Consider the following 24,695-nt stretch of genomic DNA (forward strand, 5'->3'; position numbering starts at 1 on the left):
GGGGTTACTGGTACCAAATCATCGATTTGAGCTGCGCCGTCCGGGCCTTGGTCAGATCGGTGCGGCACCCGGCGGTCGTCATGCCCTGCGCCGAACCGCCGGCATATTGCCCGCCCTCGATCACGCATTGCGTGTCGCGGAACTTGAGCCAGGCGCGCTGGCTCTCGAGCAACGCCGCGGCATAACCGAACCCGCCGCCGCGCGACCCGTCCTGCCCGTCGCGCTGCTTCATATAGGCATAGGTGCGCTTCCACTGCGCGGTCATCGCCGCATCCGCCTGCGTGTAGCTCGTGCCCGCGGACCGGTTCATGTCGGCCTGCGTCTGGATCGGCGCGGCGGCGGTCAGCAGCAGCGCAATCAGCAGCATGTCTTGGCCTCGCGCATCGGTTCCGGGCCGACCATCGGTGTCATCCCGAGCTTCGTGAGCAGCGTCGCGTCGGCACTGTCGCCGGCGTTGCCCGTGGTGAGCAGCTTGTCGCCGGTGAAGATCGAGTTCGCGCCCGCCATGAAGCACAGTGCCTGAGTCGCCTCGGACATGCTCTCGCGCCCGGCGGACAGCCGAACCATGCTGAGCGGCATCGTGATGCGCGCGACCGCGACGGTCCGGACGAATTCGATGTCGTCGATTCGGCCCAGCGGCGTGTCGGCGAGCATGTTGCCGAGCACCGTCCCCTTGACCGGGACGAGCGCATTGACGGGGACGCTCTCGGGGTGGCGCGGCAACGTGGCGAGCGCGTGGACGAAGCCGACGCGGTCGCTGCGCGTCTCGCCCATCCCGACGATCCCACCGCAGCAGACCGAGATACCCGCGTCGCGGACGTTCGCCAGCGTCTCGAGCCGATCGCCGAAGGTCCTCGTGGTGATGACGTTGCCGTAATTCTCCGGCGAGGTGTCGATATTGTGGTTGTAGTAATCGAGGCCGGCGTCGGCGAGCTGCTTCGCCTGGTCCGCGTCGAGCATGCCGAGCGTCATGCACGTCTCCAGCCCCATCGCGCGCACGCCCTCGACCATCGCGACGACCTTCGGCATGTCGCGGGCTTTAGGGTTGCGCCAGGCGGCGCCCATGCAGAAGCGCTGCGAGCCGGCCGCCTTGGCCTGCGCGGCGTCGGCGAGGACCGCGTCGACGTCCATCAGCTTTTCGGCCTTCAGCTGCGTGTCCGCGCTGGCGGACTGCGAGCAATAGCCGCAATCCTCGGGGCAGCCGCCGGTCTTGATCGACAGGAGCGTGCACAGCTGCACTTCGCTGACCGCGTGATGCGCGCGGTGGACGGTCTGCGCGCGGTACATGAGTTCGTCGAACGGGAGATCGAACAGCGCGGCGATTTCCGGGCGGGTCCAGTCGATGCGCACCTCCCCCTCCCGCTCGCGGGAGGGGGTCGGGGGGTGGGCACGCGCTATCGGCGTCGCGTCCGGCTGATGGCGCGAGCCCACCCCCGGCCCCTCCCGCGTGCGGGAGGGGAGAAGATTTGCCATGGTATCGGTCATTCTGCGGCTTCCTCTTGCGGGCCCATATTGTGGCCGAGGAGCTTCAAGACGTCCTCGGCGGCCTGGATCAGGTTGGTGCCGGGTCCGAAGATCGCCTGGACCCCGGCATCACGCAGCGCCTGATAGTCCTGTGCGGGAATAACGCCACCCGCGATCACCTTGATATCCGCGCGTCCCGCCTCGCGCAGGTGGCCGATCAGCTCGGGGATCAGCGTCTTGTGCCCCGCCGCCAAGCTGGAGGCGCCGACGATGTCGACGTCCTTGGCCAGCGCCAGCGCGGCGACCTCCGCCGGGGTCTGGAACAGCGCCCCCGGCACGATCTCGAACCCCAGATCGCCGAACATCGACGAGACGAGGTTCGCGCCGCGATCATGGCCGTCCTGGCCCATCTTGGCGACCAGCATGCGTGGTTTGCGGCCCATCCGCCGCTCGGTCGCCGCGACACCGTCGGTCAGCCGGGTCCAGCGCGCGTCGTCCTCATACGCGCCGCCATAAACGCCCGATACCGGCGTCGGCTGCGTGCCGTAGCGCCCGAACACGTCCTCCATCGCCGAGGAGATCTCGCCGAGCGTGGCGCGTGCACGGGCGCACTCGACCGCAAGCGCGAGGAGATTGCCCGAGTCCTTCGCGCCCTCGCGCAACGCATCGAGCGCGGCGCGGCACGCCGCGTCGTCGCGCGTCGCCTTTACGCGCGCGATCCGTTCGACCTGGCCTGCGCGCACCGCGACATTGTCGACGTCGAGGATCTCGATCGCGTCCTGTTCGGCAAGCTTGTACTTGTTTACGCCGACGATGACGTCCTCGCCGCGATCGACGCGCGCCTGGCGACCTGCCGCGGCTTCCTCGATCATCGCCTTGGGCCAGCCCGCCGCGACCGCCTTCGCCATCCCGCCCTCGGCCTGGATCCGCTCGATCAGCGTCCATGCGCCGTCGACGAGGCTCTGCGTCAGGCTCTCGATATAATAGCTGCCGCCGAGCGGATCGACGACCTTGGTCATCCCCGTCTCTTCCTGGAGCACGATCTGCGTGTTGCGCGCGATCCGGGCGGAAAAGTCGGTCGGCAGCGCGATCGCCTCGTCGAGCGCGTTGGTGTGGAGCGACTGCGTGCCCCCCAGCATCGCCGCCATCGCCTCGATCGTCGTGCGCATGACGTTGTTGTACGGATCCTGCTCGGTCAGCGACACGCCCGACGTCTGGCAATGCGTGCGCAGCATCTTCGAGCGCTCGTCCTGCGCGCCCAGCTGCGTCATCGCGCGGTGCCACAGCACGCGCGCGGCGCGCAGCTTGGCGATCTCCATGAAGAAGTTCATGCCGATCGCGAAGAAGAACGAGAGGCGTCCGGCGAACTTGTCGATGTCGAGACCGCTCGCGACGCCGTACTTCACATATTCCATGCCGTCCGCGATCGTGAAGGCGAGCTCGTGGAGCTGCGTCGCCCCCGCCTCCTGCATGTGATAGCCGCTGATCGAGATGCTGTTGAACTTGGGCATCTCGCGGCTGGTGTAGCCGAAGATGTCCGAGATGATCCGCATGCTCGGCTCGGGCGGGTAGATGTAGGTGTTGCGGACCATGAACTCCTTGAGGATGTCGTTCTGGATGGTCCCGTCGAGCAGGTGGCGCGGCACGCCCTGCTCCTCGCCCGCAACGATGAAGAAGGCGAGGATCGGGATCACCGCGCCGTTCATCGTCATGCTGACCGACATCTTGTCGAGCGGGATGCCGTCGAACAGGATCTTCATGTCCTCGACAGAATCGATCGCGACGCCTGCCTTGCCGACGTCGCCGGTGACGCGCGGATGGTCGCTGTCGTAGCCGCGGTGCGTGGCGAGATCGAACGCGACACTCAGGCCTTTCTGGCCGGCGGCGAGGTTGCGGCGGTAAAAGGCGTTGGAGGCCTCGGCAGTGGAGAACCCCGCATATTGCCGGATCGTCCACGGCCGGCCGGCGTACATCGATGCGCGGACGCCGCGGGTGAAGGGGGCGAAACCGGGGAGGCCAGGGTCGGCGGTGACATCTTCCGCGGTGTAGAGCGGCTTGACGTCGATCCCTTCCGGGGTGGCCCAGGTAAGGTCGGCGCCTTTGACTTCCTTGGCGGCGGCGGCCTGCCAGTCGGCGATCGTTGGATTGGATTTATCAGTCATTACCTAGTTCCCCGGCGAAGGCCGGGGCCCAGCCCCTCAAACAAATCGCGCGCGGGAGCGCGTTCGATGCTGCGCATCGAGACTGGGCCTCGGCCTTCGCCGGGGAACGAGAAGAGCGAGTCGTCACTTGCCCGTGAACACCGGCTTGCGCTTCGTCAGGAAGGCGATGCCGCCCTCCATCGAATCCGCCGACCCGCGCGCCGCGCGCTGGTTGACCGCCTCGGCCTCCATCGCGCCGGCGTAATCGCTCGCATACGCCGCAGTGATCGCGCGCCGCATCAGCCCGAGCGCGACCGTCGGCATCGCCGCCAGCCGCTCGGCCAGCGCGAACGCCTCGGCGTCGAGCGCGTCGTCCGCGACGACCTTGTGCACCATCCCCCAGTCGAGCGCCTTAGCCGCGGGCACCCGCTCGCCGAGCATCATCATCTCGGTCGCCCGCGCTTTGCCGATCAGCCGCGGCAGCATCCACGACGCGCCGCCGTCGGGCACCAGCCCGATATTGACGAATGCCTGGAGGAAATACGCACTCTCGCTCGCGACGCAGAAATCGGCGGCGAGCGCGAGGCTGCAGCCGATCCCCGCCGCCGGCCCGCGCACCGCGCTGACCACCGGCACCGACAGGTCGGCGATCGCCACCATCGTCGGATTATAGCTGCGGGTGAGCGCCTCATAGGTCGCCTCGCCCGGATTGTCCGACCCGAGCGCCCCGCCGCCGACGTCCGCGCCCGAGCAGAACGCCCGCCCCGCGCCGGCGATCAGCACCGCGCGCGCACCGTCGAGATCGGCGAGCGCCGCGGCCAGTTCCTCGAACATCGCAGGCGGCGCGGCGTTCAGCCGGTCGGGGCGGTTCAGCGTCAGCACCAGCACGTCGCCGCGCCGTTCGCTCAGGATATGCTCGGCCATCAGTGCGCGCCCTTCGGTGTTTCCATGAGTTCGACGAGCATCCCGCCAAAGTCCTTCGGGTGCACGAACACGATCGGCGTGCCATGCGCGCCGATCCGCGGTTCGCCGAGCACGGTCGCGCCCTTTGCCTTCAGATCCGCGACCGCCGCGTCGATATCCGCGACTTCGAAGCAGACATGATGCTGACCGCCCGCCGGGTTCTTGCGCAGGAACCCCGCGATCGGGGAGCTGTCGTCATAGGGCTCGATCAGTTCGATCTGCGTGTTGGGCGCATCGATGAAGCACACCTTCACGCCTTGCGCGGGCAAATCGAACGGTTCGCCGATCGCGGTCGCGCCCAGTAGCGTGCGATACGTCTCGATCGACTGCGCGATCGACGGCGTGGCGACGCCGACATGGTTGAGGCGGCCAAGATTGGCAGTCATCCTTCGATCCTCGGCTGGTCGGGCATGCGACGAGCCATCGCAGCGCCCTCGATAATGCCTTCAAGCCGGCTGACGCGGTCGCGCAGCGCGCCATGCGCTTCAGCGAGACGCGCGAGCCGATCGCTCTGTGCGTGCGCGGCGTCCTTCATCAAGCGCAGATCCTCCTGCATGAGCAGGACGGTGCGCATCGCCTTCAACGCATCGCCGACCACGCTCATGCGCGGGGTCGCTCGCCGGCAAGCACCGCATCGACGGCGTCGTTGGCGCGCTGGATCGAGGCGATCGTGTCGCGGATATCGGCGCGCATCACGGGAACGGCAGCCTCGACTTCGCGGACGAGCAGGGCCAGCGCAGCTTCCTCGTCCGCTTCGCCTTCGACGAGGTACCGGGTCGAGGCCTCGCGCAGCACGTGGCCGACGGATTTACCGTTGCTGGCGGCAAAGGCATCAAGCGCCGCCTTGTGATCGGGCGAGGTCAGAAACGTCACGCGTTCGGTCTGCATGTCACGACTCCTTATCATGACATGATAATGTGCGGCTGGCAGCGATACAACGCGTCATTCGGCCGGCTCCGCGGCGGGCTTGGCGGGCACCGGGGGAACGACCCCGAGCGTGTACCCACAGACGCCGAGCACCTGCCGCACCATCGCATCGCTGGCCGGTGCGGCGAAGTTCGCCTGCACTGCGAAGCTCGCGCCATTGGTCGTCTCGACGCGCACCGTCTTCGACTTGACCAGGAAACTGGTCAGCCTGGTGATCGCCTCGGGATCGGTGACATAGGTCCCCGTCCCCGGAAACTGCCAGTTATAGGTGAACGCCGGCCCGCCATCGAACCGCACCGCGACGGGCTTGTCCGCGCCGGGCCCGAGCGGCTGCGGCTGGATGAACTGGATCGACACGATCGGTTCGGACGCGACGTCGCACTTCACGACGAACCGCGAGAGCCCGTCATTGCCGGTAACCGAGGCAGAGATGCTGCGCACGCCCGCGGGATTGGTGCGGTCGGCGAGCTTCCAGGCGGGGGCGGCTGGCGCGGGTGCGGCGGCCTGGAGAAGCAGGAGAAACGCTAGCATGATACCTCCGTCCCCCGGCACGTCATCACTCCAGCGGATGCCGAAGTTTCAGCACGCGAACCGCCGCCCGGCCGCGTCAGATCCCAGCGGTCGCTGGGGTGACGGAGGCTGAGCCGGACCGCATGACACGCGGGATCACAGCGGAATGTTATCATGCTTCTTCCACGGATTCTCCAGGCTCTTGCCGCGAAGTTTCCGTAGGCCGAGCGCGATCCGGCGGCGGGTCGAGTGCGGCTGGATCACCTCGTCGATAAAGCCCTTCGACGCCGCGACGAACGGGTTGGCGAATCGCGCCTCGTATTCCGCGGTCCGCTCGGCGATCTCCTCGGGCGTCTTGCCACGGAAGATGATCTCGACCGCGCCCTTCGCGCCCATCACCGCGATCTCGGCGGTCGGCCACGCATAGTTGAGGTCGCCGCGCAGGTGCTTCGACGCCATCACGTCATACGCGCCGCCATACGCTTTCCGCGTGATGACGGTGATCTTGGGCACGGTCGCCTCGGCATAGGCGAACAGCAGTTTCGCGCCGTGCTTGATGATGCCGTTATGCTCCTGCGCGGTGCCGGGCAGGAAGCCGGGGACGTCGACGAACGTCACGATCGGGATCTCGAACGCGTCGCAGAAGCGCACGAACCGCGCCGCCTTCTTCGACGAATTGATGTCGAGCACGCCGGCCAGCACCATCGGCTGGTTCGCGACGAAGCCGACCGTGCGCCCCTCGATCCGGCCGAAGCCGGTGATGATGTTGGCCGCATGCGCCGGCTGCGTCTCGAAGAAATCGCCCTCGTCGACGACCTTCCGGATCAGCTCGTGCATGTCGTAGGGCTGGTTCGCCGATGCGGGGATCAGCGCGTCGAGGCTGTCCTCGATCCGGTCCCACTCGTCCGCCGTCGGCCGCTCGGGCACGCCGGCTCGGTTCGATTCGGGCAGGAAATCGAAGAAGTCGCGCGCCGCGAGCAACGCCTCGATATCGTTCTCGAACGCGTTGTCGGCGACCGACGTCTTGGTCGTGTGCGTCACCGCGCCGCCCAGCGCCTCCTGCGTCACGACCTCGTTCGTCACTGTCTTCACCACGTCGGGGCCGGTCACGAACATGTAGCTCGAATCCTTCACCATGAAGATGAAGTCGGTCATCGCGGGCGAATAGACCGCACCGCCCGCGCACGGGCCCATGATCAGCGACAGCTGCGGCACGACGCCGCTGGCGAGCGCATTGCGCTGGAACACCTCGGCATAGCCGCCGAGCGAGGCGACCCCCTCCTGGATGCGCGCGCCGCCGCTGTCGTTCAGCCCGATGATCGGCGCGCCGACCTTCATCGCGCTGTCCATCACCTTGCAGATTTTTTGCGCATGACGTTCGCTCAAGCTGCCGCCGAAGACGGTGAAATCCTGGCTGAACACGAAGACGAGGCGGCCGTTGATCGTGCCCGATCCGGTGACCACGCCGTCGCCGGGGATCACCTGGTCCTGCATGCCGAAATCGACGCAGTTATGCTCGACATACATGTCGAGCTCCTCGAACGATCCCTCGTCCAGCAGCACGTCAAGGCGCTCCCTTGCGGTGAGCTTCCCCTTGGCGTGCTGCGCTGCGATCCGCTTGATACCCCCGCCCACTCTTGCGGCTTCGCGGCGTCGTTCAAGCTCTTCGATCGTCGATGACATCGTCTCTCCGTCCTGCTGGTTGCCTTCACAGAGCGGGACGCTTCGCGCAAATGCAATGTTGCAAACTTGTGCCGCCCATATTTGCAAACTAGACTCGTGCGATGACCACGCCCCCTCGCCGCCTCTTTGTCGGACACCGGCTGCGGACCTTGCGCGGTACGGTCGGGATCAGCCAGGCGGCGATGGCGGTGCGGATCGGTATCTCGGTCAGCTATCTTTCGCAGATCGAGAATGGCGATCGCCCGGTCAGCGAAGCCGTGCTCGTCACGCTCGCGCGCGAATTTCCCGCCGACTGGGGCAGCATCGACGCCGCAGACGACACCGCGCTGCTCGTCGCGACGCTCGAGGCGGTCACCGACACGAGCGTTGCGGCGCCTACGCTCGACGAGCGCGCGATCCGCCGCGCGGTGAAGCACCAGCCGCTGCTCGCGCAGCGGCTCGTCGCGATGCATGACGCGTATCGCCGTGCGCAGGAGCAGTTGCGCGCGCTCGACGACCGACTGGTCGCGGGGTCTGGCGCACCCGGGCTGCTGCCGTGGGAGGACGTGCGCGACTGGTTTCACGCGGCGGGCAATTATGTCGACTCGCTCGACCGCCGCGCGGAAGAGATCGGGGAGACGCTGGGGAGCGACCGGATCGCCGCGCTCGAGGCAAGGCTCGCGGCGTGCGGCGTATCGGTGGCGATCTCGGGCGCGCTCGCAGCACCCTTGCGCGAGTATGACGGTGCGACGTTGCGGCTCGACGGATCGCAGCCGGGCGAGACGATCCTGTTCTCACTCGCGCACCAGGTCGCGCGGCACGAGTTCGGCGACGTGATCGGCGGGATCGTCGCCGCATCCGAGATGGTGTCGGAAACCGCGCGCGCGCTGCTGACCGCGGGGCTCACCAATTACGCGGCCGGCGCGATCGTGATGCCTTACACCCGCTTCCGCGCCGAGGCGCGCAGCGTGCGCCATGACATCGACCGGCTGCGCCGGATCTTCGGGACGAGCTTCGAACAGACCTGCCACCGACTCTCGACGCTGCAGCGCCCCGGTGCGCTCGGCATCCCGTTCTTCTTCTGCCGCGTCGACATGGCGGGCAACATCACCAAGCGGCATTCGGCCACGCGGTTGCAGTTCGCGCGGTTCGGGGGGGCGTGTCCGCTGTGGATCGTGCACGAGGCGGTCGCGATTCCGGACCGGATCCTGACGCAGCTGATCGAGACGACCGACGGGATCCGCTATGTCTCGATGGCGAAGGGGCTGGTGAAACCGTCCGAGACCTACACGCGGCCGGCGCGGCGCTATGCGGTGGCGCTGGGCTGCGAGGAGGCGAATGCGTCGGAGTTCATCTATGCGGATGCGCTGGGGACCGGGGGAATCGCGACGCCGATCGGGTCTTCGTGCCGCATCTGCCTGCGCACCGACTGCGACCAGCGCGCGTTTCCGCCAGCCGCGAGCGAAATCCGCGTCGATCCGGATCGGCGCGGCGCGGTGCCCTATGAGGTGGTGTGACGCGCTACACCAACGCACCACCCCGGCGGAGGCCGGGGCCCAATTGGGGGACGGCAATAACAAGGGACTGCGCGCCCTTACTGCCACCTCACCAATTGGACCCCGGCCTTCGCCGGGGGGGTGGCAGCCTCAGTCCTTCGGGAAGAACCGCTCGACCACGTTGCTCGCGAGTCGCGAGGGCCGCAGCGTTTCCGCATCGAGGCAACACCAGCTCGACTTCACCTCGGCCAGCACGTCCTCGCCGCGCTTGATGATCGTCTCGTAGAACGCGCGCGCGCCCTGTACCTTTTCAAGCAGCACCGTCGCGATGACGTCGTCGTTCAGGAAGGCCGGCTTGCGGTATGTGATCTCGTGCTTGAGCGCGACCCACAGGTGTCCGGCGACCGCATCGGCGGGCGCGAGCCGCTGCCAATGGTCGATCACCGCCGCCTGCACCCACTTCAGATAGTTCGCGTTGTTGACGTGACCCATGAAGTCGATGTCAGCCGGCTCGATGCCGATGGCGTAGTTATGGGGAATGGCTGTTGTCACGCGCGATATATAACATGCGAACATGAACATAGCGATGACGGGCGAGGCAGGCTGCCAATATTAAATATGCGTGTTGGCAGCCGCCCCGCCGGGCATCGACCGGGCGGAAACATCCCGGTCAGCCGATCAACGCTTGGCCGGTGCGAACGAGAACAGCTCGGTGCGCAGCGAGGCGGGTGCGCCCGGCTTGAACCAGCTGGTGTCCTGGATGTGGCTGGCGGTCACGTAGATGCGACCGTCGGGGCCTTCGGCGAAGGTGTCGGGCCAGCGCAGGCGAGGATCGGTGAGCACCGGCTCGACATGATCGCCGACGAGCCGCGTGATACCGTTGTCGGTCGGTGACGTGATGTAGAGCACGCCCGCCTTGCTCATCCACAGGCCGTCGGCGACGTGAGTCTGCGCCACCGTCTTCACGCCCGCGGCGCGATCCTGCTCGCTGACGCCGTCGCGGAGCAGCGCGGTGTCGATCGAGTAGAGCGTCTTGCCGGTCAGCGCCTGGTAATACAGCGTCTTGCCGTCGTTGGAGATCGCGATGCCGTCGGCGGCGAAGGCGGGCTGGCGGTTGTCGGGGCGAACGAGCGGCTTGCCGTCGGTCATCACCTTCACGGCCTTGTCGATCTGCGTCGATCCATGCCCGTCGAGCGCGCGGAAGCCCTTGCCGGTTTCCAGGTCGATCACGATGATCGCGCCGCGCGTACCGGAATCGGTGATGTACCCGGTCTTGCCATCGGGCGAGAAGCGGATGTCGTTGAGGTAGGTGCCCTGCAACGCGACGTCGAGCGGCACCTTGATGACCTTCGTCACGCGGTTCGTCGCGAGGTCGACTTTCACAAGCTTGGGTGCGCCTTCGAGGATCTTTTCGTTACCCGGTGCGCCAGGATCGAGGATCCAGAGATTGCCGTGGCCGTCGGGCACGATCGACTGGACGCAGACGAAATAGTCGTCGACCGGCAATTCGCTCGCCCGCGCGTTGCGCCAGCTGTTCCACTTGGCATCCGGATAGGCCTTGAGCGACCCGTCCTTCATCACTTCGGCGACCGAGATCGGCGCGTCGTCGGTCCAGCGCGGGAAATTGACGAAGCGGCGGCCGTCGGCGGTGACTGCGACGCCCGTCGCCTGGTGATCGAACTGCGCGACCTGAGTCAGCGGCGTGGCGCCACGCGGCTGGGCACCACGAGGCTGGGCCTGCGCGACGCCGATCGCGGCGGCGGCGATGACGGCGATGGCGGCGGCGCCCGCGAGGAAGGGCTTGGTCTTTGACATTAACAGGCTCCGGTCGATGGTGTCGGACAGGTCGGCAGGATTGCCGGTGAAAAGCTGGATGAGATGGCGCGCGACCGCGTTCGGGTTCTCGCGCTGCGGGAAATGACCCACGCCGGCGAGTTCGATGAACGCAAAAGGTCCCGCGAACTTGCCGGGCACGGCCTTGCTCGCGGACGGCGGGTTCACGCCGTCGACCGAGCCCTGGATGTAGATCGCGGGCAACGACAGCGTGGCGGTCGCCTTGACCTTGTCCTCCAACCACTGGCTGCGCGGATCGGGCTCCGCCTCGTCCCAGCGCGCACGGTAGCTGTGCAGCGTGACGTCGACCCAGTCGGGGTTGTCGAACGCGCGCGCGACGCGCTGGAACGTCGCTTCGTCGAACCAGCCCGGCGGCGCCCAATTCTCCCAATGGATATGCGCAAACCCGGTGCGATCGTCGCGGACCGCCTGCGCACCGCGCGCAGTCGCCATGAACCAGTGATACCATTGCCGCTGCGCCTGCGCGAACGGCGGAGTCGGCATGCCCCCCAGGCGCGGCGGGGTGGCGAGCATCGCCAGCCGCTCGACCCGGTCGGGCCATCCGACCGCGAGCGCCTCGGCAGTGTTCGAGCCCCAGTCATGCCCCGCGATCATGAAGCGATCGATGTGGAGCGCATCCATCAGCGCGATCATGTCCATCGCCAGCACCGCGCTGTTGCCGGTGCGTGGGGTATCTGCGTCAATGAATCGGGTCTCGCCGAAGCCACGGAGCGTCGGCACGAGGGTCCGCAGTCCCGCGGCATGGAGCGCCGGCAGGACCGAGTCCCAGGTCGAGGCATCGTCGGGCCAGCCATGGATCAGCAGCACGGGCTGCCCATCGCGCGGCCCCGTGTCGGTATAGGCGACGGCCAGCGTATCGGTGGTGATGATCGGCATGTCAGCGCTCCCAAACAGGCGTAGGTGCATAGGGTTCCGGCATGACGGGCACTGCACCGTCCGGCTGCGCGACGCGCCGCATCGCGCTCATGCGCGCGCCGCCAGCCTGGCGCCCGCAGCGGTCGCCAGACCGAAGCCGACATGGTTGAGCGTATGCATGCCGATCGTCCCGGCATCCGCCTTCCATTCGGGCGGCTTCACGCCGAGCAACGGCCCCGTCAGCCAGTGCATCGCCGTGTAAAAGGCCAGGCCGAACCCGATACCCGAGACCAGCACGTCGCTGTCCTCGTCAGTCGCGGCGGCATAGACGAGCGCCGCGCCTGCCGAGAGCAGCAAATGGCCGCCCTGGACGATCGCCTGTTCGCCGGGTGCCGCGAGCCGGTCGGCGGGCGGTGTCGCCATGCCGAGCTTGCGCGCGCTCGTGCGTTCCAGATCGACCAGCTCCGACGGCGTGCCGCTGGTCTTCTCCCCCCGCATCAGCAGCACGGTGATCGCCAGCCCGGCGACGATCCCGCCCGCCACCGCGCCGGTGGTGCGCCGGGCGCTCATGCCGCCTCTCCCCGATCGTCAGGAAGACTTTCCTCCCGACCGGGTACCGACATGTCATAGGCATTGAGCAGCACCGACACGAGGCAATAGCCGCCGACGAGGTAGATCAGCTCGGCGGTACGGTCTTCGCCGAACGCGTCGACCGCGCGTCGATAGGTCGTCGCGGGCAGTTGCCGACCGCCCGCCAGCGTGACCGCGACGTCATAGGCTGCGGCCTCCTCCTCGGTCAGGTCGGCGGGACGCTGCCCCGCCGCGATCGTCGCGACCTTCGCGTCGCTGAGGCCAACGGCCGCCCCTACCCGCTCATGCGCGTAAAGTTCGTAGCGCGAGTTGAACGCCGCCCCCGTGGCGAGGATCGCGACCTCGTGCGCCGGCTTGGGCAAGCTGGCATTGTCGATCAGCGCCTTGGTATAGATCCAGGCGGCGCGGCCAAAGGCCGGGAAGCGCAACATCGGCGCGAACGGACCGATCAGCGCGCCATCGTCGCGCCGCGAGACGAAACCCTTGAGATGCTCGGCGATATACGCGCCCATCTCGTCGTGCAGCGGACGAAGCTCGGCGGGCATCTCTCCGGGTGGAAATGGTGCGACGCGCATCAGATGCGCTCCGATCCGGCGTCCTGCGCGGACGGCTCGTGATAGGGGCAGCCGTTGGTGCGTGCGCGGAAGTCCGCCGAATGGCGATACGTGTCCTTGCGGGCGCGGTTGATGTTGCCGAGCGGGCGATGCGCGGCGATCCCGGTCCACACGCTGAAGCGGCTTTCCTCATTGATGCGACGGACATGATCGTCGCTCCAGCTGTCCTGCGCCGGGGCGCGAACGGTGCCGACGCGGATGAACGGCGCCGCCTGCTCGTCCCATTGCACGGTCGAATCCTCGACCGGCTGCGCCTCCAGATCACGGCACAGCTGGACGCGGAATTCCCATTCGAGATTCATGCCTCGGACCTCGTCGCGGACGTCCTCGCGGATCGCGTTCTCGCGACCGTCGACGTCGATCTCCTTGCCGGTGAGCACTGTCATGCCCGGCGCGACCGGTGCCAGGCTGAACTTGGCGATATGATCGCCGTACCGGAACGCGGTCGCACTGTAATAGGTATCGCCGAGCGGCTCCGAATTGGGCGCGCCGCCGAGCGAATTGAGCGCCGTCGGCGGTTCGGCACCGACCGCCTCGAACGCGTGGCGGACACCGCGCAACACGGCCGACGCGACGGTCTTGGTGCCCTCGATCCGGTCGGTCGTCCTGGCGAGAAGCTTCAGGTTGCCGAGGAACTTTGCCGAGGTCTTGGCCTGGAATACCGGGCCGTTGACCATGATGAAATCCTGCGCATTGCCCTCAGAGCCCGGCAGACGCTCGCCTTCGACATCGAACACCTTCATCGCCAGGCCGCGCGGCAGGCTGATGACGTCGGGCAGGATGTCGCCCGCGTTGGTGGACAGGCGGATCAGCACCTTGTGCGCGCCGGGCGTCGCAAACAGCCCCTGTGCCAGCTCGGCGGGCAGGCCCGCATCGATCGTCAACTCGCCTTCGAGCAGCCCGTGCGACTTGGCATGGACCGAGCGAACCGCATGACCGTAATCCTCGGCCGTGCGCTCGAGAATGACATCGAACGCCTCGTTTAGTTCGACGACGGTATCCTGCTCGTCGGGCTGCACCTGCTCGACGTCGGGGCTGTAGCGGATCGGTTCGTTGGCCATGTGTTTGCCTTTCCAGTGATCGTCATGAGGTCGGCGGGTGCGCGAGGTGCAGGCGAACGCGGCCCTAACCCGCGCAACCGCCAGCGCCCTGGAGTCCCGCGCGCGATATGACCGCGTGCCCGTCGAGCGCCTGTTCGAGGGAAACGGTCATGGGGACTCCTCTAGTCTCACAGGCAGCAACCCCGATCTTGATACAATGGTTGCGGTACGGAACCGGACAGAGCCCTGATCCCTTTGAGGTCCAGACCTTTTTCAGGAAACGACGATGACGTGGAAGATGTTCGGAACAGCCGAGCCCGATGTCCTGACCGAGCAGTTTCGACAGTGCGATACGAAGAACCTGTTGCTGCGGAGCCTGAGCGCGCAGGACTTCGCGCTGCTGGCCCCGCATTTGACCCGCGTGCCGTTTTCGATCGGCGATCCGCTGTCGCATGCGGGCGATGCGATCGACAGCCTGTGCTTTCCCGAAGAGGGCATCGCCGGCGTGCTCGATGCGCTCGACGGCGATCATCGCTACGCCGTCGGACTGATCGGGGCGGAAGGCTTTGTCGGCTGGCCGCTCCTCCTCGGCAATAGCCGCTCGCCCTACGACGTGGTGATGCGTGCCGAGCGCGGCGAGGCGCTGCGCATCGCGGCGGAGCATTTCGTCGCCGCCGTCGAACAGAGCGTGACGCTGCGCCTGTCGCTGTTGCGGTTCGTCAACGTCTTCATGATCCAGATGGGACGGACGATCGTCTCGTCGCTCGCGCATTCGATCGAGCGGCGCATGGCGCGCTGGATCCTGCTCTACCATGACCGGGTCCGCGACGACGATATCTGCATGACGCACGAGGAATTCAGCCTGATGCTCGGCGTCCGTCGCAGCAGCGTCACCGATGCGCTCCACCGGCTCGAGGAGGAACGGGCGATCCGCGCGGGTCGCGGCCGCATTACCGTGCGTGACCGTGCCAAGCTGATGCGGCTCGCCGCGGACACCTATGGCCATGCCGAGGCGGAATATCGCCGCCTGCTGGGGGATGATCGCGGCCTGTCGCTACGGCCAGCGAGTCACGGTCAGGACGTGGCCGTGGCGACGTCTTTGGGCTAAGCGTCGCCCGGTCAGACCTCTGGCCGGGCCATTGCCTCGAGCGCTTCGGAGATCAGCGCGGCGACCACGATCCAGCCGAGCGCCTCGGCTTCGGCCAGCGCATCTTCGAGATGTTCGCACAGCCGTTGTTCGGGTTTCAGCGCGCGTTGCGGCATACACCATTCCCATCCGGAGGACCTCGGCCTCGAAAGCCTTTGCTCTGGCACGAATGTTTATGGTCCGCCCCCGAATGCGTCAATTGCGGCGGACCGGTCCTGCGTGACGCCGCGCGCATGGCACCGCGGACGGTCTCGCGTGTTGATGCTCCACGCCACCCCGGCTGGGAGAAACCAAGATGAAATTGATCGGAAAATTCGATACGCGGCGCGAAGCCGAGATGACCGTCGAGCGGCTGGTCCAGCAATTCGACATCGACCGGTCCAAGGTCGTCGTCGCACCCGATGGCGCCGCAAACTCGGCGGGTATGGAGGAAGCGGGCTCCGACAACGCTGCAGGCGCGCCGAGCCCCGAGCCGCGCGACGATGCCGAGCTGAACGGCAAGGTCGTGGTGACCGTCGACGTCGCCGACGATGCCACCGCCGATGAGGTTCGTGCCGCGTTCGCCGAGTTCGACGCGTCGGAGCAGGCAGCAAAGTGACGACGCCGGATACCCCGACGCCGGATACCGCGACACTGGCCCGCCAGCGCGAAATCGCGACCGAGCATCTGCTGTTCAAGCTGATGGAATATGTCGAGGACCGTCACAGCGGCCTGCTCGATTTCATGGAGAACAGCCTCGATCACCTCGGCGATCCGGCAACCGACGCGACCAAGGATGACGACGCGGTTCGCCTGGTCGCCCGGAAGATGATCGCGGGGGCGCGCAAGCAGGGCGTGCGCTGACCAACCGCACCGCCGCCACGCTTGAGATCCGGCGAAGGCCAGGAGATCAAGCGGGCGGCGATTTGAAGAGTCCGAACCGAGCGACTGGTCCAGAAGACGCCGCCGGCTGCCTGCGCAACATAGGCGGAAGCCTTGCGTGACGTTATTTCCTTGCCGTATCCCGCATCGTCACCATCGCCTCGGGCTCGTCCGTCAGCAGCATCGATGCGCCTTCCCTGACCAGTTTGCCCCATACCGCATCGGGGAGTCGCAACGCATCCTTGTCGCTGCCCGCGCCGAGTACGAAACTGCCGTCGAGCATGTTCACCCACAGCCGCACACCCAGAGCGCGCGCGCGCGCCGCAATCGCCGGGAGCGCCGCCTCGGGCAGATGGTACGGCAGTTCGATCCCGACCGGCTTGGTGCGCCCCCCCATCTGCGCCCCGATGATGTCGGGGATGGTCGCGCCGCTGTCGTCGCCCTCCATCGGGATGACGAGGAACGGCACCTCGTCATACGGCGCCATCGCTGCGATCGGCGGCGAGCCGATGCCGACCCGCGTCTTGAGCGTGACGCGGTCCTGCGCCCCCGCCGCGCGCACCGCCGCGATCACCTGCGGGTAGATCGCATCCTTGACGTCGAGGTTGAGCGTGATGCGTCCCTTGGCGAGCGCGAGGATTTCGTCGAGCGTCAGCACCTGCTCCGCCGTCACCGGGGCGTCGCGACCGCCCTCATTCTGGCGGAGCCGCAGCGCCTTGATCTGCGCGAGCGTCAGATCGGCGACCTTGCCGGTGCCGGTGGTGGTGCGGTCGACGGTTTCGTCATGCACCATGACGAGATAGCCGTCCTTGGTCTCGCGGACATCGGTCTCCATCATGTCGACCCCGATCGCAACGCAATGCTCCAGCGCCGACACCCCGTTTTCGGGCGCGGCACCGAACCCATGGCGTGGCGCAGGCTCGTGGCAGCCGCGATGCGCGATGACGACGAGTCGGCCTTGCGGGTTGCGGATGTTCGCCATGATGCCGTCGGTCGTGGTGGCGCTCGCGGTGCCGGTGGCGAGCAACAGCCCGCCGACCGCGCAGGGCAGGACTTTCATGAGCATGTCCATCACGCTCACCACTTGAGCCCGAGCGAGAAGCGGACGTTGCGGCCCCATAGCGGGCGCCCGAAGATCGCGTCGGGCACCCCCTGCCCGGTCAGCGTATCGCCAGCGGTATTGCCTTCGGTCAGCCCATGCGCGTTGGTGATGTTGTCGCCCGCGACCTGGAAGCTCCACGGACCGCGATCGACCATCAGCCCTGCGCTGAAATAGCCGTAGCCGGGCAGCGCGGTCGTGTTGGTCACGTCGACGAAACGCTTTCCGACATAATCGTAGCGACCATAGACGCTCACCCGATTACCGCCCGCGTTGAAATCGAGGCTCGGGCGGATGTTGCCGTACACCTTGGGCTGGCGAACGATCTGCTTGCCAGCGACCGCCCCGGCGTTCGCCCCGGTGCTGCTGGTGAAGTTGATGTATTTGGGGTCCTGCACCGTCAGCGCCCCCGACAGCGACAAGGGGCCGCGGATCCGGAGCTGGCCGTCCGCCTCCATGCCCTTGTCCTCCGCCGAGCCGACGAAGTTGACGACCTGGTCGCTTCGCCCGGTGGTCGGGTTGAAGGTGGTGAAGCTCGCGTTGAGCGGATCGAACTTGGTGTAGAAGCCGGTGACGTACAGATAGGACCGCCCCGACACCGCCTTGACCCCGGCTTCGTACAGCTTGGCCTTCGACGCGGTGAACGACGATCCCGCGATCGCCACCGACGACGCATAGGCCGGAACTTCGAGCTGCGACGCGCGCGCGTAGACGCCGAAGCTGCGGCTCAGATCGTAATTCGCGCCGACGGTCCAGTTCGTCGCCTTGGGCTTGAGCTTGGTGTTGACGATCGCGCCAGTGAAGCCGCGCGTGCTGTTGTCCGCGAGCGTCGTCGCGCTGCCGAGGTTATAGGCCGCGGTGGTCTGCGAGAAGCCAGTATAGCTGTAATATTCCTGGCGCAAACCGAGGTCGATCCGCAGCTTGTCGGTCACGTCCCAGGTGTCGGTGCCGTAGACCGCGACCATCTGCGCATCATATTTGCCGCCGACCAGCGAGGACGCGTCGTTGAGCGCGCCATTGTCGGTGACATAGCCCCGCACCGCGCCCTGCGCGTCATAGGCGATGAGATCGAGCGTCTTGGGCTGCGACGCGACTTGGACCAGATAGTTCTGATAGACGCCAAAGACGGTGCTGCCCCAGTCCGCGCCATAGACGCCGACGCGGATGTCGTGCGTGCCGATCGGCGTCTCGAACTTGCGCGTGACGCTCAGATCGCCTTGGCCCGAATAGAATTTCGCCTCGGTCGAGCGATATTGGGCGCTCAGCACCAGGCCGGACTGGCTCGCCGGGTCATAGACGGTCGCGCCGTTCGTCCCCGCGATCGCGTAGCCGAGCCGTGCGACATTGCCGAACGCCGACTGCGCCGCCGACCGGAAGCCATTGGCGAAGGTCGTCGCATCCTGCGGGTTGGACGTCGTGTAGAGCGCGTCGAGGGTGGAGCGGCCCGAGGTATAGCCTGCCTTGGCGGAGACGTGCCACGGCCCGTAATCGCCCTCGTAATCGAGCTGCGCATTGCCCATCCGCATGTGACGGCCGTCGGCGAGATCACCGCTCCGGTTCTGGATGACGCCTGCGCCATTGCGGTACGCGATGTTGACCGAGCGCAGCGCGGGCGTGCTCAACGTGCCCGTCAGCGAATTGAGGAACGGGTTGAGGCTGACCGACGGGTTGCGCGGGTCCGCGGTCGGCAGCGACAGATAGAAGCCGTTGCGGTCGTTCACATATTCGCCCGACAGCTTGATCGAGCCGTTGGAGAAATCGTGCTTCAGATTGCCGCGGATCTGCCCGCCACGATCGAACGGAAAGCCCGCGTCGCGGTAGCCGTCGTTTTGGCGGATGAACCCGCCGATCGCATAATAGGTGTCATGCTTGAGCGGCCCGGACTGGTACGCGTCGAGGCGGTACAGCCCGGACGTGCCGAGCGTGAGCTTGGCCTCGCCGTGCGGCGTGTCGGTGCCGGTGCGCGTGATGACGTTGGCGATCGCCGCCGCCCCGCTCGCATAGATCGGCGCGGGGCCGCCGCGGACGACCTCGACGCGCTGCGTCATCAGGTCGTTGCGGTTCATCCCGTCGCCCGCGTTGAAGAAATAGCCGTCGAGATCGTGGAACAGCGGCAGGCCGTCCTGCTGGAAATACAGATAGCCGCGATCGGTCGGGATGCCGCGGACGCGCGTTATGTTCTGCACCTCCCCGCCGGTCGATTCGACCTGGACGCCGGGGATCGCGCTGAGCAGCTGCGCCATGCTCTGCGGCGCGAGCTTCTTGATGTCGTCGCTCGACAGCGTGTTGACGGCGTAGGAAACGTCGAAGCGGCGTTGCGCGCGCGCCGAGCCCGTCACGACGATGTCGCTCGGGACGGCCTCGGGCTCGGCGGCGGGGGCAGCGGCCTGCGGTACAGCGCTCGCCACCGGCGCGGGCTGCTGCGCGACGGCCGGGGTGGCAAGCGCGGCGAAGGCCCACAGGCCGGTGCTGCTCAGGAAACGATTCTTATGCATGTTGATACCCCCCAAAGGTCACGATGGGGCGCGCTATGATCAGCGGTCATGACAGTTTTAATTACTTTCACGTAATTAAATAATCGCTACCAGAATTGTATGGATGACGCCGTTCAGCCCCCGTTACTGGGTGCGGTCACCGCATGGATCGGTGCGAGCGCGGCACCGATCACCACCGCGGAACTGCCGATCGGCGACGCGTGAACCTTGGGAATTTCCCCGCGATAGTCCGCGTCGCGCGCCGCTACGAGATGATCGATCCGTACTGCCAGCCGCTCCAGTATCGCCAGCGGCAGCGCACCCGAAATGACGACCGCGCCGGGGTCGAGCCAGACCGTGCCGGTGATGACCGCATATTCGAGCTGGCGGGCGACGCGTTCGATCCAGTCGGCGATCAGCGGGGCTTGCCGCACCTGCAACGCGTCGATCTCCGACAGCGACTCGATCGCTTCGCCGGCAGCCTGCAACAGATGCAGCAGGTCGATTCCCGACGGTCGCGGCTGGCCGGTCGGGAACAGCCGCCCGACTTCGCCCGCATTGCCATGCTCGCCCGCGAACAGATCGCGCTCGGCGATCAGCCCCGCGCCAATGCCATGCCCGAGGAACAGCACCAGCACCGAGCGATACCGCCCGATGATATCCTTCTGGTAGAATTCGGCGAGCGCGGCGGCGGTCGCGTCATTCTCGATCCACACCGCCATGCCGAGCACGTCGCCGAGCATTTCGGCAAGCGGGACGTCGCTCCAGCCGGACAGCCGGTCGACGACCTGACGATGGTTGCGATCGCCACGGATCCTGTAACCCGGAACCGCCACGCCCACCCCGAGGAACCGCCCGCGCATGAAGCCATGGTCGGCGGCCAGCGCACGCAGCCGCGCATCGAGCGTCCGCGCGAAAACCAGCGGATCGGGGCTGTCGAACCGAAGCGAATCGCGGATCAACGGCTTGCCCGAGAAATCGACCAGCACCAGTTCGAGCCAGCCCGGATGGACCGTCGCGCCGACCGCCCATCCGCCATGCCCCGAAATCGCGAGCGGCACCATCGGCCGCCCCCGTGTCGCCGCACCCTGCGAATCCTGCTCCTCGACCACCCCGAGCGCGATCATCTGCTGCGTCATCCGCGTCATCGAGGCGCCGTTCATGCCGAGCGTCTCGGCGAGCTGGATCCGAGGGCTCGGTCGACCGATGCGGAGCTGCCAGAGGATGCGCTTCTGCTGCTCGGTCAATAGGATCTGCGGGCGATGTCGGTTCATCATCGCGACCGTATATATTTGCAGCATGTCAAGAAAATGAAAGGCGACACCGCTACCCGCTCGCACGATGGCCGCTCCCCTGCCCACCCCTGCGCCTATTCGCGATGAGTCCGTGCCGCGGCGCGGGATCAACCTCGGCTATGCGGCGGGCAACCTTGGCAAGAGCGTCGTCTGGACGACGTTCGAGAGCTTCCTGCTGTTCTATCTCGTCACCGCCGCGCATCTCCCGCCGTTATGGGCGGGGGCGCTGCTGTCGGGGATGATGTTCTGGGACGCGTGCGCCGATGTCGTGGTCGGGCATCTCGTCGACCGCTATGCCCGGCCCGATCTGCTCGGCCGGCTGATCCAGATCGGCGCGCCGCTGTGCGGGCTCGCCTTCTGGGCGATCTTCGCGATCCCGGCGCGATCGCATCCGCTGCTCGTCGTTGCGGCGGTCGCGGCCTGCCGGATCGGCTACACCTTGTGCGACATCGGGCACAACACGCTGCTCGTCCGGGTCGCGACCAACGCGCGGAATGCATCGATGGTGTCGGGGCTCCGCCTCGTCTTCAGCGCGATCGGGGCCGGGCTGGTGGGCCTTGCCTCCTCCTACCTGCTGGCGGTGCCACGCGCCGCAGAGCGGCCTGCGGCGTTCGGGCTGTGTGCGCTTGGCGGCGGCCTCCTGTATCTCGCGACCTTGACCCTCGCCCGGCACGTGACCAGCACGCTGCCAGTTGCGGCAGTCGCTCCCGTGCGTGCGAGTTCCGCTGCTCTGCTCACCCGACTGTGGCGCAACCACGCCTATCGCCGCGTGCTGATGCTCGTTGCGATCCAGTCGAGCCTGATCCCGATCTTCAGTCGCGCGCTGCCATTCTTCGGCACGGTGGTGCATGGCGATGCGGCCTGGGCGGGACCCGCCTTGTCGACGATGACGCTGGCGCAGGCGCTGTCGCTGCCCGGCTGGATCCTGCTGTCGCAGCGCTGCTCGTCACAGACCGTCCTGCGGCTGGCCTATGGGTTCATGGTTGCGGGTGTCGCGTTGCTGGGCTGGCAGCTCGACAAGGGCGCGGGTTTGGCGCCGCTCATCGTCATCGGCATCGCGAACGCCGGTGCCAACATGGCGATCTGGGCACTTCTCGCGCGCAGCATCCGTGCCGGCAAGGATGAAGGCGGCGGGTCCGAAGCGCTGCCGATCGGCCTGTTTCTCGCGACGCTCAAGGGCGCGGCCGGCGTCGGCGGCGCGATCCTCTCGATCGCGGTCGCGTTGCAGGATGGTGCATGCACCGCGTGCCTCGGCGGTATTTCCCCCATCGTGGTCGCCGCGCTGGCGTTACCGGTGCTGGGCTGCGTGTCGTGCCTGCTCCTGCTGCGCCGCACACCGGCCTGAATTCGGCCTCTCCAGCCGCCCCCAATTTCGGACGCGCAGAGCGAGGTTCCCTGTTCCCGACTTCCACCGTTCGTTCATCGAAACATATCGCCAACGAACGTGGCAAGGCCAGCAGCGGGGCACGGCTCGGAATGGATGGCGAAGTAACAAACTCACCGCGCCTTTGCGGGATCGCCATAGAACGCGCCGCGTCCATCCGTGCCGAGATAGACGCGACCTTCGCGCCGGGGATCGCCTGAGACGACGCGGTAGCGCCCGCCCCACCGATGCGAGTCGTCGTCGATACGCACCCAAGACCGCCCCGCGTCCATCGAGCGCCACACCCCCCTGACGCCGCCGAGCGTCCCGACCGCAAACACGCCGTTTCGGCCCAGACCGAAGAGTTCGACTTTGAGCCGGTCCGTGGCCGATACGAAGCTAATGCCGCCGTCGGAACTGCGAAACAGCTGCGTGCCTGCCTGCAGCCACAGGGTTCCCGTACGGTCGGGGGCCGAAAGGAGTGAACTTTGCGCCTCGCGGCCCTGCCTGCCTAGCGGGGCGAGATCCGCAGGTAGGCCATGGCTAGCCAGCGGTGCGAAGCTGACCCCGGCGTCTCGGGATACCAACAGCTTCCCGCGGCCAACATCCACGGCATAGAAGATCCGCGGATCGCGCTTGTCGGCCACAGCGCGGGTCTTGCCCGGCAAGCCGCGAACCGCCGACCAGAGACGTCCGCCATCACGCGAAACTTGTGCGACCGGGGTCGCCACGATCATCGTCGCGCCGTCCGCCGATACACTGATCGGCCAATCCCCATTCAGGTCTTCACGCCTGGCCGGGTTGCCCATCGGTGGCAAAACAATCTCTGTCCATGTGCGACCGCCATCGTCGGACCGGCCCATGGACGCTTGCCGGGGCCGGTCGAGATACAAGCTGCCGCTGCGCACGATCACGTTCGGCGCCAGGCCTGCGTAATCGATGCTGTTCGTATTCGACATATAGGGATTGACGAAGGTTGGCCGTGGCGAGCGGTCGAGATCGTCATGGACGAAGCCGGCGAGATCGCCAAAACCGGAGAGCAACGGCGCGCCACCGGTCGGCGATGCGAGCGTGATCACCGCGGTCTGCTCGATACCCTCGGTCCAGGGGACCCAATCCACCCCTCCCGTGGCGCGCAAGGCCCGGGATGCATAGACCGTGGCGCCCGTCGTGTAGGCAACATGCGTCGGATCGAAGGGGTCGATGGCCAGCCCGGAGATCCAGTGCCCGAAATCGGCACCCTTGCCTTCATGCAGTAGAAACGGCGTCTTCGACACGTCGCGGCGGCTGCGCGTACCGACATCGTTCCATGTGCGGCCATCATCGCGACTCAGCCAGAGCGAGTCGCCATGGCGATAGCGATCGACCGTCGAGACCGCCACGGTACCAGGAGCCATCGGCGATACCGCGACGCCGAGAAACGCACCCTCCGCGCCGGTTTGGCGCCACGTTCGCGGCGTAACGTCGCGGCCACGTCCACCGGGATCGTAGCGCCACACTGCCCCCGTCGCGATGCCGCTCGGGCCGAGCCCGCTGGCATAGCCGACCCACAATACGCCGCGTGAATCGATCACGCCCTTGGCGGCCAGCAGCGCCGGGCCCGCAACCGCGCCCCATGTCTCGCCCTCGTCGTCCGAGCGGTAGAGATGCACCGCGCCCGGATCCGCGATGCCCGCCCATATCCGCCGGGACGGCTTACCCGCGCCTCCGCTCATGGGGTCGATCGCGACGAACGCCACGCCGCCATGCGTCCGGCGCCACGCCGGTCGGCCGAGTCCGGCAACGGGGAAGGCGGTCACCTTGCTCCACGTCGCGCCGGCATCGTCGCTGCGCCACAGCCCGTCGTGGCGCGAGCCGAAGAACAGCCGACGCGTCTGGTTGGGGTCGATCGCCAGCCGCTCGCCGAACCCGCGACCATCCTCGTTCCCGCCCATCGCGAACGGGACCGGCGTGACCCGCCAGACCCGTCCGCGATCCGCCGATCGCAGGATCGCCGCGGGCTGGCCGGCGTTCATCCCCGCGGCCATGTAGACGATATCGGGATCGCGTGGATCGGGCGCGATGCTTTCGATCCCCATATAGCTCGGCGTTGCATTGCCGTCCTGCAGCGGCAGCCAGCGGCGCGCCGTGTCGTCCCAGCGATACGCACCGCCCATGTCGGTCCGCAGATAGGCGAGCCCGCGTTCCGCCGGACTGAACACGATGTTGGGAGCATATCCGCCTGCCCCCACCTTCACGTTGGTCCAGTGGTACGGAACCACCTCGGGCGGCCGCGCCGAACCATGGGTGGTGAGCGCCATCAGCAGCGTCGCGATGATTGGCCGCCAGAATCGCGTCAT

24 protein-coding genes are annotated in these 24,695 nt (G+C 67.0%); 5 read left to right on the forward strand and 19 right to left on the reverse strand.

All coding sequences use genetic code 11. The features are described from left to right. Nucleotides 1–4: 4 nt before the first annotated feature. From C8J26_RS00485 to C8J26_RS00525, 9 genes are all read right to left on the reverse strand, one after another. Nucleotides 5–367, reverse strand: coding sequence for a lysozyme inhibitor LprI family protein (locus C8J26_RS00485; RefSeq protein WP_107956312.1), 363 nt, complete (start codon nt 365–367; stop codon nt 5–7). Next, nucleotides 358–1,350: a biotin synthase BioB gene (bioB, locus tag C8J26_RS00490; RefSeq protein WP_244185094.1), complete on the reverse strand. Its 993-nt coding sequence runs from the start codon at nt 1,348–1,350 to the stop codon at nt 358–360. Before bioB ends, C8J26_RS00485 begins: the two co-directional genes overlap by 10 nt. Before the next feature lie 131 nt (nt 1,351–1,481). Beyond that, on the reverse strand, nt 1,482–3,626 hold the full coding sequence (gene scpA, locus C8J26_RS00495; protein WP_107956313.1) for a methylmalonyl-CoA mutase: 2,145 nt from the start codon (nt 3,624–3,626) through the stop codon (nt 1,482–1,484). A 123-nt stretch (nt 3,627–3,749) separates the two neighbouring features. Then, nucleotides 3,750–4,529: an enoyl-CoA hydratase-related protein gene (locus tag C8J26_RS00500; protein WP_208631303.1), complete on the reverse strand. Its 780-nt coding sequence runs from the start codon at nt 4,527–4,529 to the stop codon at nt 3,750–3,752. Beyond that, a complete protein-coding gene (gene mce, locus C8J26_RS00505) occupies nt 4,529–4,954 on the reverse strand; it encodes a methylmalonyl-CoA epimerase (protein ID WP_107956315.1) in 426 nt (141 codons plus the stop codon). Before mce ends, C8J26_RS00500 begins: the two co-directional genes overlap by 1 nt. Continuing rightward, nucleotides 4,951–5,172 (reverse strand): hypothetical protein, encoded by a 222-nt coding sequence (locus C8J26_RS00510; protein WP_056419446.1) that lies wholly within the window; start codon nt 5,170–5,172, stop codon nt 4,951–4,953. Before C8J26_RS00510 ends, mce begins: the two co-directional genes overlap by 4 nt. Continuing rightward, entirely contained in the window at nt 5,169–5,456 is a 288-nt protein-coding gene (locus tag C8J26_RS20305; RefSeq protein WP_056419443.1) for a hypothetical protein, read from the reverse strand. The genes C8J26_RS00510 and C8J26_RS20305 overlap by 4 nt, the downstream gene beginning before the upstream one ends. A 54-nt stretch (nt 5,457–5,510) precedes the next feature. Then, a complete protein-coding gene (locus C8J26_RS00520; RefSeq protein WP_107956316.1) occupies nt 5,511–6,026 on the reverse strand; it encodes a hypothetical protein in 516 nt (171 codons plus the stop codon). Between the two features lie 135 nt (nt 6,027–6,161). Next, a complete protein-coding gene (locus tag C8J26_RS00525) occupies nt 6,162–7,688 on the reverse strand; it encodes an acyl-CoA carboxylase subunit beta (RefSeq protein ID WP_107956317.1) in 1,527 nt (508 codons plus the stop codon). A 101-nt stretch (nt 7,689–7,789) separates the two neighbouring features. On the opposite strand from C8J26_RS00525, the gene C8J26_RS00530 reads away from it, so the two are divergent. Beyond that, the gene (locus C8J26_RS00530) at nt 7,790–9,184 is read left to right on the forward strand and encodes a helix-turn-helix domain-containing protein (RefSeq protein ID WP_056419433.1); all 1,395 of its coding nucleotides are present in this window, start codon (nt 7,790–7,792) and stop codon (nt 9,182–9,184) included. 129 nt (nt 9,185–9,313) lie between these two features. Here C8J26_RS00530 and C8J26_RS00535 read toward each other — a convergent pair whose 3' ends face one another. The 5 genes from C8J26_RS00535 to C8J26_RS00555 form a co-directional block, all read right to left on the reverse strand. Next, a complete protein-coding gene (locus tag C8J26_RS00535) occupies nt 9,314–9,715 on the reverse strand; it encodes an acyl-CoA thioesterase (protein ID WP_107956985.1) in 402 nt (133 codons plus the stop codon). Nucleotides 9,716–9,841: 126 nt separating this feature from the next. Further along, complete coding sequence (locus tag C8J26_RS00540) at nt 9,842–11,893, reverse strand: L-dopachrome tautomerase-related protein (RefSeq protein WP_107956318.1); 2,052 nt, start codon at nt 11,891–11,893, stop codon at nt 9,842–9,844. Between the two features lie 87 nt (nt 11,894–11,980). Then, a complete protein-coding gene (locus C8J26_RS00545; protein ID WP_107956319.1) occupies nt 11,981–12,442 on the reverse strand; it encodes a hypothetical protein in 462 nt (153 codons plus the stop codon). After that, nucleotides 12,439–13,038 (reverse strand): carboxymuconolactone decarboxylase family protein, encoded by a 600-nt coding sequence (locus C8J26_RS00550; RefSeq protein WP_107956320.1) that lies wholly within the window; start codon nt 13,036–13,038, stop codon nt 12,439–12,441. Before C8J26_RS00550 ends, C8J26_RS00545 begins: the two co-directional genes overlap by 4 nt. Beyond that, entirely contained in the window at nt 13,038–14,138 is a 1,101-nt protein-coding gene (locus tag C8J26_RS00555) for a catalase family protein (RefSeq protein ID WP_107956321.1), read from the reverse strand. The genes C8J26_RS00550 and C8J26_RS00555 overlap by 1 nt, the downstream gene beginning before the upstream one ends. A gap of 265 nt (nt 14,139–14,403) precedes the next feature. On the opposite strand from C8J26_RS00555, the gene C8J26_RS00560 reads away from it, so the two are divergent. Beyond that, nucleotides 14,404–15,225: a Crp/Fnr family transcriptional regulator gene (locus C8J26_RS00560; protein ID WP_107956322.1), complete on the forward strand. Its 822-nt coding sequence runs from the start codon at nt 14,404–14,406 to the stop codon at nt 15,223–15,225. A gap of 11 nt (nt 15,226–15,236) precedes the next feature. Here the strand turns inward: C8J26_RS00560 and C8J26_RS20310 are convergent, their stop codons facing one another. Next, nucleotides 15,237–15,380, reverse strand: a complete 144-nt coding sequence (locus C8J26_RS20310; RefSeq protein WP_156359738.1) for a hypothetical protein — start codon at nt 15,378–15,380, stop codon at nt 15,237–15,239. A 179-nt stretch (nt 15,381–15,559) separates the two neighbouring features. On the opposite strand from C8J26_RS20310, the gene C8J26_RS00565 reads away from it, so the two are divergent. Both C8J26_RS00565 and C8J26_RS00570 read left to right on the forward strand, forming a co-directional pair. After that, nucleotides 15,560–15,862: a hypothetical protein gene (locus C8J26_RS00565; RefSeq protein ID WP_107956323.1), complete on the forward strand. Its 303-nt coding sequence runs from the start codon at nt 15,560–15,562 to the stop codon at nt 15,860–15,862. Next, complete coding sequence (locus tag C8J26_RS00570; RefSeq protein ID WP_056419414.1) at nt 15,859–16,107, forward strand: hypothetical protein; 249 nt, start codon at nt 15,859–15,861, stop codon at nt 16,105–16,107. The genes C8J26_RS00565 and C8J26_RS00570 overlap by 4 nt, the downstream gene beginning before the upstream one ends. A 142-nt stretch (nt 16,108–16,249) precedes the next feature. Here C8J26_RS00570 and C8J26_RS00575 read toward each other — a convergent pair whose 3' ends face one another. The 3 genes from C8J26_RS00575 to C8J26_RS00585 all read right to left on the reverse strand — a co-directional run bounded on the left by C8J26_RS00575 (nt 16,250) and on the right by C8J26_RS00585 (nt 20,975). Next, the gene (locus C8J26_RS00575; RefSeq protein ID WP_107956986.1) at nt 16,250–17,185 is read right to left on the reverse strand and encodes a glycerophosphodiester phosphodiesterase family protein; all 936 of its coding nucleotides are present in this window, start codon (nt 17,183–17,185) and stop codon (nt 16,250–16,252) included. 17 nt (nt 17,186–17,202) lie between these two features. Next, nucleotides 17,203–19,719 (reverse strand): TonB-dependent receptor, encoded by a 2,517-nt coding sequence (locus C8J26_RS00580; protein WP_107956324.1) that lies wholly within the window; start codon nt 19,717–19,719, stop codon nt 17,203–17,205. Nucleotides 19,720–19,832: 113 nt separating this feature from the next. Further along, the gene (locus C8J26_RS00585; protein ID WP_244185095.1) at nt 19,833–20,975 is read right to left on the reverse strand and encodes an ROK family protein; all 1,143 of its coding nucleotides are present in this window, start codon (nt 20,973–20,975) and stop codon (nt 19,833–19,835) included. Between the two features lie 109 nt (nt 20,976–21,084). Between C8J26_RS00585 and C8J26_RS00590 the strand changes: the two genes are divergently transcribed. Continuing rightward, nucleotides 21,085–22,338: an MFS transporter gene (locus C8J26_RS00590; RefSeq protein WP_208631304.1), complete on the forward strand. Its 1,254-nt coding sequence runs from the start codon at nt 21,085–21,087 to the stop codon at nt 22,336–22,338. Between the two features lie 152 nt (nt 22,339–22,490). Here C8J26_RS00590 and C8J26_RS00595 read toward each other — a convergent pair whose 3' ends face one another. Beyond that, complete coding sequence (locus C8J26_RS00595; protein WP_244185096.1) at nt 22,491–24,695, reverse strand: WD40/YVTN/BNR-like repeat-containing protein; 2,205 nt, start codon at nt 24,693–24,695, stop codon at nt 22,491–22,493.

Origin of the sequence: Sphingomonas aurantiaca (genome assembly GCF_003050705.1) — a bacterium.
Lineage (GTDB): Bacteria > Pseudomonadota > Alphaproteobacteria > Sphingomonadales > Sphingomonadaceae > Sphingomonas > Sphingomonas aurantiaca.

Bases quoted from the DNA above. Each gene is read 5' to 3' on its own strand.
- C8J26_RS00485 (WP_107956312.1), bottom strand. From the start codon at position 367: ATGCTGCTGATTGCGCTGCTGCTGACCGCCGCCGCGCCGATCCAGACG.
- scpA (WP_107956313.1), bottom strand. From the start codon at position 3,626: ATGACTGATAAATCCAATCCAACGATCGCCGACTGGCAGGCCGCCGCC.
- C8J26_RS00500 (WP_208631303.1), bottom strand. From the start codon at position 4,529: ATGGCCGAGCATATCCTGAGCGAACGGCGCGGCGACGTGCTGGTGCTG.
- mce (WP_107956315.1), bottom strand. From the start codon at position 4,954: ATGACTGCCAATCTTGGCCGCCTCAACCATGTCGGCGTCGCCACGCCG.
- C8J26_RS00510 (WP_056419446.1), bottom strand. From the start codon at position 5,172: ATGAGCGTGGTCGGCGATGCGTTGAAGGCGATGCGCACCGTCCTGCTC.
- C8J26_RS20305 (WP_056419443.1), bottom strand. From the start codon at position 5,456: ATGCAGACCGAACGCGTGACGTTTCTGACCTCGCCCGATCACAAGGCG.
- C8J26_RS00520 (WP_107956316.1), bottom strand. From the start codon at position 6,026: ATGCTAGCGTTTCTCCTGCTTCTCCAGGCCGCCGCACCCGCGCCAGCC.
- C8J26_RS00525 (WP_107956317.1), bottom strand. From the start codon at position 7,688: ATGTCATCGACGATCGAAGAGCTTGAACGACGCCGCGAAGCCGCAAGA.
- C8J26_RS00530 (WP_056419433.1), top strand. From the start codon at position 7,790: ATGACCACGCCCCCTCGCCGCCTCTTTGTCGGACACCGGCTGCGGACC.
- C8J26_RS00540 (WP_107956318.1), bottom strand. From the start codon at position 11,893: ATGCCGATCATCACCACCGATACGCTGGCCGTCGCCTATACCGACACG.
- C8J26_RS00545 (WP_107956319.1), bottom strand. From the start codon at position 12,442: ATGAGCGCCCGGCGCACCACCGGCGCGGTGGCGGGCGGGATCGTCGCC.
- C8J26_RS00550 (WP_107956320.1), bottom strand. From the start codon at position 13,038: ATGCGCGTCGCACCATTTCCACCCGGAGAGATGCCCGCCGAGCTTCGT.
- C8J26_RS00555 (WP_107956321.1), bottom strand. From the start codon at position 14,138: ATGGCCAACGAACCGATCCGCTACAGCCCCGACGTCGAGCAGGTGCAG.
- C8J26_RS00560 (WP_107956322.1), top strand. From the start codon at position 14,404: ATGACGTGGAAGATGTTCGGAACAGCCGAGCCCGATGTCCTGACCGAG.
- C8J26_RS20310 (WP_156359738.1), bottom strand. From the start codon at position 15,380: ATGCCGCAACGCGCGCTGAAACCCGAACAACGGCTGTGCGAACATCTC.
- C8J26_RS00565 (WP_107956323.1), top strand. From the start codon at position 15,560: ATGAAATTGATCGGAAAATTCGATACGCGGCGCGAAGCCGAGATGACC.
- C8J26_RS00575 (WP_107956986.1), bottom strand. From the start codon at position 17,185: ATGAAAGTCCTGCCCTGCGCGGTCGGCGGGCTGTTGCTCGCCACCGGC.
- C8J26_RS00580 (WP_107956324.1), bottom strand. From the start codon at position 19,719: ATGCATAAGAATCGTTTCCTGAGCAGCACCGGCCTGTGGGCCTTCGCC.
- C8J26_RS00585 (WP_244185095.1), bottom strand. From the start codon at position 20,975: ATGATGAACCGACATCGCCCGCAGATCCTATTGACCGAGCAGCAGAAG.
- C8J26_RS00595 (WP_244185096.1), bottom strand. From the start codon at position 24,695: ATGACGCGATTCTGGCGGCCAATCATCGCGACGCTGCTGATGGCGCTC.